The organism is Sulfuricaulis sp., from assembly GCF_049587675.1.
In the GTDB taxonomy this organism is placed as follows: Bacteria; Pseudomonadota; Gammaproteobacteria; order Acidiferrobacterales; family Sulfurifustaceae; genus Sulfuricaulis.
Window position 1 is genome coordinate 1 of record NZ_JBAVEJ010000077.1, and the last position, 10,201, is coordinate 10,201.

Annotated in this window: 12 protein-coding genes; 6 read left to right on the forward strand and 6 right to left on the reverse strand. The window is 59.6% G+C overall.

The genetic code is table 11. The features are described 5' to 3' along the window. The 5 genes from WB402_RS04010 to WB402_RS04030 all read left to right on the forward strand — a co-directional run. A partial coding sequence (locus WB402_RS04010; RefSeq protein ID WP_424205626.1) for a hypothetical protein occupies window positions 1-603 on the forward strand: 603 nt, incomplete at its 5' end. Between the two features lie 259 nt (window positions 604-862). Further along, the gene (locus tag WB402_RS04015; protein WP_424205637.1) at window positions 863-1,711 is read left to right on the forward strand and encodes a pseudouridine synthase; all 849 of its coding nucleotides are present in this window, start codon (window positions 863-865) and stop codon (window positions 1,709-1,711) included. A 297-nt stretch (window positions 1,712-2,008) separates the two neighbouring features. Beyond that, window positions 2,009-2,512: a BCAM0308 family protein gene (locus WB402_RS04020; RefSeq protein WP_424205627.1), complete on the forward strand. Its 504-nt coding sequence runs from the start codon at window positions 2,009-2,011 to the stop codon at window positions 2,510-2,512. Window positions 2,513-2,565: 53 nt separating this feature from the next. After that, a complete protein-coding gene (cysC, locus tag WB402_RS04025) occupies window positions 2,566-3,201 on the forward strand; it encodes an adenylyl-sulfate kinase (RefSeq protein WP_424205628.1) in 636 nt (211 codons plus the stop codon). 43 nt (window positions 3,202-3,244) lie between these two features. Beyond that, window positions 3,245-3,520 carry a hypothetical protein gene (locus tag WB402_RS04030; protein WP_424205629.1) on the forward strand — a complete coding sequence of 92 codons (276 nt, stop codon included), beginning with the start codon at window positions 3,245-3,247 and terminating at the stop codon, window positions 3,518-3,520. Between the two features lie 59 nt (window positions 3,521-3,579). Here the strand turns inward: WB402_RS04030 and nadA are convergent, their stop codons facing one another. The 6 genes from nadA to WB402_RS04060 form a co-directional block, all read right to left on the reverse strand. Further along, the gene (nadA, locus tag WB402_RS04035; protein ID WP_424205630.1) at window positions 3,580-4,641 is read right to left on the reverse strand and encodes a quinolinate synthase NadA; all 1,062 of its coding nucleotides are present in this window, start codon (window positions 4,639-4,641) and stop codon (window positions 3,580-3,582) included. Window positions 4,642-5,043: 402 nt separating this feature from the next. Then, a complete protein-coding gene (locus tag WB402_RS04040) occupies window positions 5,044-5,352 on the reverse strand; it encodes an EthD family reductase (RefSeq protein WP_424205631.1) in 309 nt (102 codons plus the stop codon). Window positions 5,353-5,424: 72 nt separating this feature from the next. Further along, window positions 5,425-6,435, reverse strand: coding sequence for an NADPH-dependent aldehyde reductase Ahr (gene ahr, locus WB402_RS04045; protein ID WP_424205632.1), 1,011 nt, complete (start codon window positions 6,433-6,435; stop codon window positions 5,425-5,427). Between the two features lie 192 nt (window positions 6,436-6,627). Next, window positions 6,628-6,861: a hypothetical protein gene (locus WB402_RS04050; protein WP_424205633.1), complete on the reverse strand. Its 234-nt coding sequence runs from the start codon at window positions 6,859-6,861 to the stop codon at window positions 6,628-6,630. Window positions 6,862-7,007: 146 nt separating this feature from the next. After that, window positions 7,008-7,172, reverse strand: a complete 165-nt coding sequence (locus WB402_RS04055) for a hypothetical protein (RefSeq protein ID WP_424205634.1) — start codon at window positions 7,170-7,172, stop codon at window positions 7,008-7,010. 169 nt (window positions 7,173-7,341) lie between these two features. Beyond that, complete coding sequence (locus tag WB402_RS04060; protein ID WP_424205635.1) at window positions 7,342-8,100, reverse strand: OmpA family protein; 759 nt, start codon at window positions 8,098-8,100, stop codon at window positions 7,342-7,344. Window positions 8,101-8,694: 594 nt separating this feature from the next. Between WB402_RS04060 and WB402_RS04065 the strand changes: the two genes are divergently transcribed. Continuing rightward, window positions 8,695-10,201 (forward strand): DUF1800 domain-containing protein (locus WB402_RS04065; RefSeq protein ID WP_424205636.1); only part of this gene is annotated, 1,507 nt, incomplete at its 3' end.

Consider the following 10,201-nt stretch of genomic DNA (forward strand, 5'->3'; position numbering starts at 1 on the left):
CCGGCCGAGCTGCGACTGCCCGCGCTGAAACAATCACCACGACAACTGCTGGATGTATTCCGGGACGAGAAGCGGTTTTTGCCGGCAGCGACGACAAGCGTGCTCTGCGTGACCGCGGTGCTGCTGATTAATCTGCTGGTGCGGCTGGTGGTGGGTGAAGCCTGGGTCTCCAACTGGTCGAACCTCGATCACCTGACACTACTCGGGATGTTCGCGGTGTCGCTGCTCACCTTCGTGCTTTACGTTCTGCTCACGGCGGCGTTGATCTATGCGCTACCGCTCACCTTCCTGCGCGACGAACCGTTGGTGCCCTCGCTACGGCAAAGTCTCAAGGCCAGCCGGCATTTCACCGCCGCCCTGCTGGTTTTGCTGGGCGTATTGCTCATGCCCGTCCTCCTCGGCGCGATCGCCGCCAGTCTGTCGCTATGGGCCGGCTACCTGCTGTGGATCATGATCGGATCCGTCACTCTGCCGGTGGTGTCCGCCAGTCTGTACTGCAGCTACCGCGACATCTTCAGCGCGCGGGACAACTGGATGCCCGCCGACAGGCGCCGCCAGGCCGGGGGGGCGGGGCCGAATGAAAAATCGCTACGACCCCTTTAACCAAGCGCTTCAACAAAACGACAACTTCCACCATTTGCTCGCACTGGCAAATGCCTGGTGGCCAGGTTCATCTCGGTCAGTCTCTCGGATCTACGCAGGTTAAGGACCGCCCGCGAAGAAAAAAATAAAACCTCGGAAGATCTTAACCTCTCAAGCCAAGCACGTGTTCTTGTTGCGGCGAACAGGCGCTAACCCAATTTATTTTTTGTCGCGTAGAATCGTGTAAATGGCTATCGCCAAACATCCTTCTGTCGTGACCATGCCGGCAGCGGAACAGCCCTATCCTTCGATAGTGGAATTTCTGTTCAGGAAATTTCCGGATATTTCCCGGAATCGATGGGCGGAACGCATACGCGAAGGCAAGGTGCTGAACGACCGAGGCGAACCCATTACCGCGGACACACCGTATTCTCCCTCCAAAAGAATTTTCTATTTCCGCGAAATTGAAAACGAGCCAGTCATTCCGTTTGCGGAACAAATCCTGTTTCAGGATGACGAGCTGCTGGTAGCCTGCAAGCCGCACTTTCTGCCCGTTATTCCGGGGGGCCGTTATGTGGAGGAATGTTTATTGAACCGCTTGCGCCACCGAACCGGTATGGCCGATCTGGTGCCCCTGCACCGGCTGGACCGCGAGACCGCGGGCATCGTCATTTTCTCCGTCAACCCAGACACCCGCCGCCTTTACCATGAGCTCTTCATGCACGGGAAAGTCGAGAAAACCTATCACGCGCTGGCAGAAGTGAATCAAACGCCGCGGGAAAACCAATGGACGGTCGCAAACCGGATCGTTCGGGGCGAACCGGCGTTCCGGATGAAAACCGTCCCGGGTATCGTCAACGCCTGTTCACACATCCAGCTCCTGGAAGTGAAAGGCAACCGGGGGCTTTTCAGTTTGCAGCCGGTCACCGGCAAAACCCATCAGCTGCGGCTGCACCTGAGCAGTCTGGGGTTCAGAATCATCAACGACCGGGTTTATCCCGAGCTGCAACCGCAAACAGAAGATGATTTCGGCCAGCCGCTCCAGCTCCTGGCCAAAATGATTCGCTTCCATGACCCTGTCTCCGGACAAGACAGGGAGTTTCGATCCGAGCGTGAGATTTTGTGGTAATGCCATGTAAAGCGCGAACCCCACTGACCTTCCTGGAAATTATTCCTCACCCCAAAGTGCGGTCTTTCCCCTATTTCTCTCGCGTTTCCGCGAGCAACGGCATGCAGATTGACGTGCATCAAAGCAGGCGGCGGATTGCCGTGACTAGATGCGTATGTAGTTGTCGTGAGTGGCGTGAACCTGGCTGTTCAAATTACGGAATACGTCTCTGTATTCCGCGCGTGGGGCCAGCCTGCGGCTGTTCAAAATCGCTCCCGGCGATTTTGTCTTGTGCGTGTGATGCGTAGGAGGTGTGCCATGACCGGACGAAAGAAGCACGAAGACTACAGTCATCAGCCGAGAAGGGATCGCATGGATGAAGAGCGTGTGAGCGATCCCTATCGGGCGCGGGGCAAGTGGCCGGAGCCGACTACTTGCCCCGAGTGTGGTGCGATCGTTCATCACGGGCAATGGCGGTGGGGAAAGGCGGCGCCAGAGTCCGAACAGCATCTCTGTCCCGCGTGCAAGCGGATACACGACCGGGTTCCGGCCGGACAGCTGACGTTGAGCGGGGAGTTTTTCGCCGAGCATCGCGAGGAGATCCTGCACCTCGTCCGTCATGCCGAGGCGAAGGCGAAAGCCGAGCATCCGCTCGAACGCATCATGGACGTCAAGGAAGAACCGGACCACACCGTGGTCACCTTCACAGATTCGCACCTGGTGCACGGTATCGGCGAGGCACTGCACCACGCCTATCACGGTAAGCTGGACTCGCATTACACGGACGAAGACGGCCTCCTGCGCGTCGCATGGAGCCGCTAGCCGAGGCGACCCGCGGACAAGACGGTCCGGTTCTCTGAAGCGGAGCAACTGAAATGACCGATGTACGTGCAACCAACATCACCTGGCACGAGGGGCACGTCAAACGCGAGGACCGGGAGCAACTGCTCTCCCAGAATGGGGCAACCATCTGGTTCACCGGGCTCAGCGGTGCGGGCAAGAGCACCATCGCTTTCACGTTCGAGCATGCCCTCGTCGAGCGCGGTCAATTGGCCTATGTGCTCGACGGGGACAATGTCCGCCACGGCTTGAACAAGAACCTGGGTTTTACCGCAGCCGACCGCGAGGAGAACATCCGCCGCATCGGCGAGGTTGCCAGATTCTTCGCCGATACCGGGGTGATCTCCCTCACCAGCTTCATCAGCCCCTACCGCAAGGACCGCGACCGTGCCCGCCAGATTCATCGGGAGGCCGGTCTGCCCTTCATTGAAATCCTGGTCGACGTGCCGATCGAGGTGTGCGAAACGCGCGATCCCAAAGGTCTGTACAAGAAGGCGCGTGCCGCGCTGGCCGCGGGCAAGGGCATCGGGTTCACCGGCGTGGATGATCCGTACGAGCCGCCGCTGTCACCTGAAATCGTGATTCACAACGACCGGATCACGCCCCAGGAGGCCGCGGCGCAAGTGATGAGATATATGGAGTCGCAGAGTCTGTTGCCCGAGTTGAAATAGATAAGTGATGGCGTCATCTCGAACAACTCTAAGGAGGTGAAGCATGCTTAGCTACATCGTGGGTTTGGTCCAGGCGTTTGAGTACAAACATGGGGTCAGGCCGCAGATGGTTTGCCTGAATCCACGCCACTTCCATCAGTTGCTGGTGGAATTTCCGGACATTGATCACGAAAAATTCTTCGGCAAATTCGGAGTTCGGATACTCGTGCTACCGGAAAATGACTTGCCCCATCCGCGCGTCGAGTGGTTACCATCCAGCAGGCCAAGGGTAGAAGCACGGCCGGCCATTGATCGATCAACTGTGCACCGAGCCGCTTAGTGCAGCATAGCCAGGTGGATTGATTTATGTCCCGTCTGATGCCGGGTGAAATCAAGCCGTCAATCTCCGTGGTTTTTCTGTTGGATCGTGCGCGCGAAGTCGAGCATCCGTTGCGTCGCGCGCAGCGCCTTCACCCGCACCGCCTCGTCGACGTGCACCTCGTTCACACCGGTCTCCAGCACCTGCGCCAGGTTGTCCAGCGCGTTCATCGCCATCCACGGGCAATGGGCACAACTCTCGCAGGTGGCGCCCTCGCCCGCGGTGGGCGCGGCCATGAGGATCTTTCCCGGCGCCGCCTGTTTCATCTTGTAGAAGATGCCGCGGTCGGTGGCGACGATGAGTGTCTGCTGCGGAAGCGTCTTCGCCGCCTGGATCAGCTGGCTGGTCGAGCCGATGACATCGGCCAGTTCGAGCACCGCCGTCGGCGACTCGGGATGCGCAATCACCGCGGCATCGGGGTGCTGACGCTTGAGCGCCGCCAGCGCCTGGCCCTTGAACTCGTCGTGCACCACGCAGGTGGCATTCCACAACAGCATGTCCGCGCCGGTGACGCGTTGAATATAAGTGCCGAGGTGCTTGTCCGGCGCCCAGAGGATTTTTTCGCCGCGGGCTTTCAGGTGTTCGATGAGTTTCACCGCGATGCTCGAGGTCACCACCCAATCGGCGCGGGCTTTCACCTCGGCGCTGGTGTTGGAGTACACCACGACCTGGCGCTCGGGATGAGCGTCGCAAAAGGGAATGAACTGATCCGCCGGGCAACCGAGGTCGAGCGAGCACTCGGCTTCCAGCGTCGGCATGAGCACGCGCTTTTCAGGATTGAGGATTTTGGCGGTCTCACCCATGAACCGGACGCCGGCCACGACCAGCGTGCGCGCCGGGTGGGCATTACCGAAACGCGCCATCTCGAGCGAATCCGCCACGCATCCGCCGGTTTCCTCGGCGAGGCGCTGCAAATCCTCGTCCACATAGTAGTGCGCCACGAGCACCGCATCCCGCTCCTTGAGCAGACGCTTGATGCGTTCTCCGAGGCGCGCGCGTTCAGCGTCCGGCAGCGGTAAGGGCGCCATCATCGCCGGCAGCTTGATGGCCACCGGGGCGGGTATGTCGAGTCGCTGGGTCATGTGGTACTTCCTGCTTCCTACTTAGACCGGAAGTATGCCTTAAAATGCGCGTTCGGTGGCGTAGGCTTTAATCATTTGCGCATTCCTAGTGCTTCGCGTGCAGGCGGTGGAATCAATTCTCGCACTGGCCCTGACGACTTGTATATTCGACGCAGCTGATGCGCCCGGGGGATAGCAGATCTTTCCCGTAGATTCGATCGGTTAAGCGACTGAGACCTGCGCCGGCCCTCGCCTCACTTTTTCCGGAAACCCCACCAGTCTATCCCCAGCTTGCGCATGCGTACGCAACGTGTGGGGGTTGATGCCGAGGACGTCCACCGCGCCGAATGGTCCAGGGTGCGGTTCGGGGAGTGAGGTCCGTTGAGAGAACGATCGGGAACGGCGCTCGAAACTTCACTCAAGTCACACCTCCTTGGATTCAAACACCAATAGCTCCACGCCCGCCTGCGCGAAGTTGGCCAGATCCGCCGCCGTGGCCTGGCCTTGCGGCGAGGCCAGCGCTTGTTGGATCGCTTCCATCGAATCGAAGCTCAGGATCGCCACCAGGTGGTAGGGTGACTCACCCTGGAGTGTAGTAATGGGACGGGCACTGACCTCATAACGCCGCAGTCCCGGGACCGTCTTGGCGATGGTTATATGAGTCCGGTAGTAATAGGCGTCAAACGCCGCCGCATTCGCCGGTTTCTTGTACAGCGCCACGAGCTTTGCCATTGTCTCTCCTCTCATCGGATCAATGATCGATGTTTCTTCGGCGCGGGGAAGATTCAGAAGTTCCTGCTCGATTCAGCCCCAATCGTTCTCCAACACAATGCGGTAGCGCGCCTTGCCAGCCTCGAGGTGGGCCAAGGCTTCGTTGACGCGGCTCATCGGGAAGGTCTCGACCACGGGCCCGATTCGGTGGCGCGCGCAGAATTCGAGCATCGTGCGTATCGTGGCGGGCGAGCCAAGCGGCGAACCGGAGAGGCTCAGCTGGTTGCCGATCAGCGAAAACGGGGGCACCGGGATGGGCGAGGGAATGACGCCCACGGTATGCAGGCGGCCCTTGGGCGCGAGCGCGGCCAGGTAGGCATCCCAATCGAGGTCCACGGCGACGGCCGAGAGGATGAAGTCGAGCGAGCCGGCGATCTTCTTCAGTTGCGATGGATCGCGCGAGTTGACGACGTGGTGGGCGCCCATTTGCATGGCCTCGGCGCGCTTGGCGTCGCTAGAGGTGAATGCGGTCACTTCGCAACCCCACTTGTTGAGGAATTGCAGCGCCAGATGACCGAGGCCGCCGATGCCGATCACGCCGACGCGATGCGTCGGCCGCACGTCGCACTGCACGATGGGGTTGAATACCGTGATGCCGCCGCAGAACAGCGGCCCCGCCTTCTTGACGTCGAGCCCCGCAGGCAGGAGTGTGGCCCACTCGGCCTTGCAGCGCACCTTGTCGGCGAAGCCGCCGTGGCGGCCGACGATAGTCTGCTCACCGTTCGGACACAGGTTGTGGTTGCCGCTCATGCACTGGTTGCAGGTCATGCAACTGCCGCTGAACCAGCCCAGCCCGACCGTGTCGCCGACCTTGAGATGTTTTACGTTCGCACCGCGTTGCGCGATCTTGCCGACAACCTCATGGCCGGGGACCAGCGGATAGACGCTGTTTCCCCATTCGTTGTTGACCATGGACAGGTCGGAGTGACACAGGCCGCAGGCGATGATATCGATCTCAACCTGATCGGGGCCGAGCGCGCCGGGATCGTACTCGATGCGCTCGAGGCGGCCTTTGGGTTTCTTGACGGCATAGGCTTTGATCATGGGTTCTCTCCCTTGTCTTGTTCATCGGGGTAGAGCGAACTTGCCGGGTACAGCGTGGAGCACCCGAATCATCGCGCGGTGCGAACCGGGACGCAACCGGGGCCTTGGCGGTAAGGTTCGCCGTGCGCATCGGCGGTTGCGCAAAATGCGCTTTACGTCAGGCGGTGGACAAACACGTAGTGTGCCGGGGAGTCAGTTAGGGTTTTGCTTGCCCTTATCCTGCTCTTTATCGACCGGATTCGTTTCTTTCTTATTGTCTTTTTTCTCCGCCGCGCCGTCCGATTTGCCGACTTTCTTCACTTCTTGACCCATACCCTTGAGCAACTCGCCGAAATTATTTCCGACCTTTTTGGCACTGTCGTCAAGACTGGTATCGTCGGCTTGGGCGGGGCCGAAGCTGCACGCGGCGACGAGGATGCCTGCCATCCACAACGTCCGCAGGCAGCGCGTTCCACTAAAGCATTTCAAATTTATCATGGGTTTTTCAGACCTCTCAATTCATCGGGTATTGCATCAGAATGTTTGGATATGCACGCGGCTTACGCCGCGATGGTGCCGTATCGCCCGGATGGCTACTCGTCCTTCGCGACGGTCTCGCTCTGCTCCGGGGACGGCTCCGGATTTTCATCGGGCTGATCAGCGCCTTTTGCCAGTTTGCGCTGGCGCTTCTCTTCCATCTTTTTCTTCTTTTGCAGTTCTTTCTGACGCTTCTGAAACTGATAGTTCGGTTTGGCCAAGGTGGCGCCCTCATGAATGTTAATCCAGCATACGCAGTTAGTTTACGCCTTGCCGGAAATCTTTGCGCCTTGAAAACGGACTATCCGGCTACATCCGGGGTCAGGAGCGGCAATGGCATCCCGATTCCGCTCCTGAAAAAGGCCTGCCGCCTGAGGCGGCAGGCGAAGCTTACGGCTTCGCCGCGGGTGTCATCGGCGCCGGTTCCGTGGCGGCGGACTCCTTCGCGGGTTCCGGGTCGGCCGCCGGCTTCAGCACGATCTCGATGCGGCGGTTGCGCTGCTTGTTCTCATCCGAGTCGTTGGGTGCCACCGGGTGATACATCGAAAAGCCCAGGGACTCGAGGCGTTTCGGATTGATGAAGTGCTTGGTTTCGAAGTAGCGCGCGACGGCGGACGCGCGCGCCGCCGAAAATTCCCAGTTCGAGGGATATTTCGCCTTGAGTTTGCCACTGATCGGCGTGTCGTCGGTGTGGCCCTCGACGCGGATGATGGCGGTGCTGTCCTTGATGGCGTCCGCCAGTTTGTCGAGCACTTCCGCGCCCTGGGGAAGGATGTCCGCGCTACCCGACTTAAATACGACCTTGTCGGGCATGCGCACCACAATCTGACCGTGAAGCTGCTCGATCTCGACATTCTTGTCTGTCAGCTCCTTGCTGAGTCGCTCGCGCAACTGCTTCTCCTGATTCTGGAGTTCGTCAAGCTTGCGCTGCCTGGCTTCCGCTGCCTGGCGGAACACACCGAGTTCCTGATTGGCCACCGTGAGCTTGGTGTCGAGTTCGCTGCGCGCGCTGTTGCAGGCGTTGAGGTCGTCCTGCGCCTGCATTTGGCAAGCCATGAGTTCGGCCTGTTTCTTGTCGAAGGTCGAGGTCGATACACAACCGGTCAGGAACACGCCGGTCATGAGCACAAGGTTCAGTAACTGTTTCATTTTCAGCCCCTCTATAAAGAAATAGCCTGAAGGCCACTTTTGGTTTTTCGGTAAGTCACCGTACCCCTCTGAATCGGGGCCGGACGTGGGGGTGCATATTAACGGTCGACGGCGGCAGATGGCAATTCAGAAGGGAATGGGCGAACGATTTCGGCTGCGCGGACGGGAATTCGCATTATTAATACATCCAGACAAACTCGCCAGTTTGCGGAAATCGCTTCCGTCGATAGAACGCAAGAAATCCAGATACGCTGTGCTGATATCTCCATCCGACAAATCACGCATAACGCCCCAGGTATTCGTACAGGCCCATTTACCCGCGATGTCGTAACGCACGCTCAGTCGGCGCTTGTCTGCAGGATTGGCCCGATCGTCGGATGCGCGTCGTATTCTGCCTGCTCGTCCATAGGCGGCGAACTATGGTCCCGGTAGGATGCGTCGCGAAAGCAACGCCTTCGCATCCAACTGAATAGGAACCATGGACAACGTATTCCAGGTCGCTGCGTTAATGACGGATCGAAGTTCAGGATTCTGTCGCGGCCAGGAAAGCCCAGAGGTGCCGCACACAGCGGACACCACTGGAGGAAAATAATCGTGACGGCAAAAATTAACATACATCGCGGGACCGCCGGAAACCGGGTACGGAATGCCTGGCAAGGCACGTTGATCGCGATCGCGGCACTGACGCTGGCGGCGTTCGGTGGCTGCAGCGACTCCAGTTCCTTGACCGGCTCCGGCACTGCCTCCAGTCAAATCGTCGTCTCCCAGGCGGACGCCACCCGGATGCTCGAGCAATCCAGCTTTGGCGCCACGGCACAGGACATCGCGCACCTGCAAAGCGTCGGATTCGACGCCTACCTTAACGAGCAGTTTGCCACCGCACCGGCCGGGTACTCCGGTTTTGCCTACGTCACACACGACGCACCCACCACTTGCCAGAACGACGGCACGGCAACCAGCGCGGCAAGCCGGTGCGCGCGCGACAACTACAGCCTGTTCCAGGTGCAACGACGCTTCTTTCAAAACGCCCTGAGCGGCGCCGACCAGTTGCGCCAGCGCGTCGCGTTCGCGTTATCGCAGATATTCGTCGTCTCCGGCACCGAGATCTACGAGGCCTATGGCATGGCCGCCTACCAGAACATGCTGCTACGGGACGCGTTCGGTAATTTTCGCAGCCTGCTGAACGACGTGACCCTGAGTCCGGTCATGGGCAATTACCTGGACATGGTCAACAACGGCAAGGCCAACCCGGCGAGCGGCACCACCCCGAACGAAAACTACGCGCGCGAGTTGCTGCAGTTGTTCTCGATCGGCGTCAACATGCTCAATATCGACGGTTCGGTGCAGACCGATGCGCGAGGCCGTCCGATCCCGGCCTATAACGAGGACGTGATCGAAGGCTATGCCTACCTGTTCACCGGCTGGGCCTACCCGCCGCGGCCCGGTGCTGCGTCGCAGTGGGCCAACCCGATCAATTACGAGGGCACGATGGTATCGTTCGCGAGCCATCACGATACCGGTCCGAAACTCATTCTCCAGGGTCGTGTGCTGCCCGGTGGCCAGACGCCGGAACAAGATCTCGCTGACGGCCTCGACGCGGTATTCAATCACCCCAACGTCGGTCCATTCATCGGCAAACAGCTTATCCAGCATTTGGTCACCAGCAACCCCTCGCCGCAGTACATCACCCGCGTCGCCACGGTATTCAACAACAACGGCCAAGGCGTGCGCGGTGACATGCGCGCGGTGATCCGCGCCATCCTGCTTGACCCCGAGGCGCGTGGCGACGCCAAGACCGACCCGAACTACGGTCACCTGCGCGAACCCGCGCTTTTCATAACTTCGATCCTGCGCAATCTCGGCGGTCGGTCGGACGGTGTCTATTTGCGCTCGCAAGCGATCAGCCTGCAGCAGAATCTGTTCACACCGTCATCGGTGTTCAATTATTTCCCTCCGAGCTACGTGATCCCGGGCACAACGTCGCTGGGACCGGAGTTTGGGATTCAGGACACAATAAGCGTCCTGAATCGTGCCAATTTCGTCTATCAACTAGTCTACAGCAACGGCGTGGTGGGAGACCCTACCGTCACCGGGAGCACCG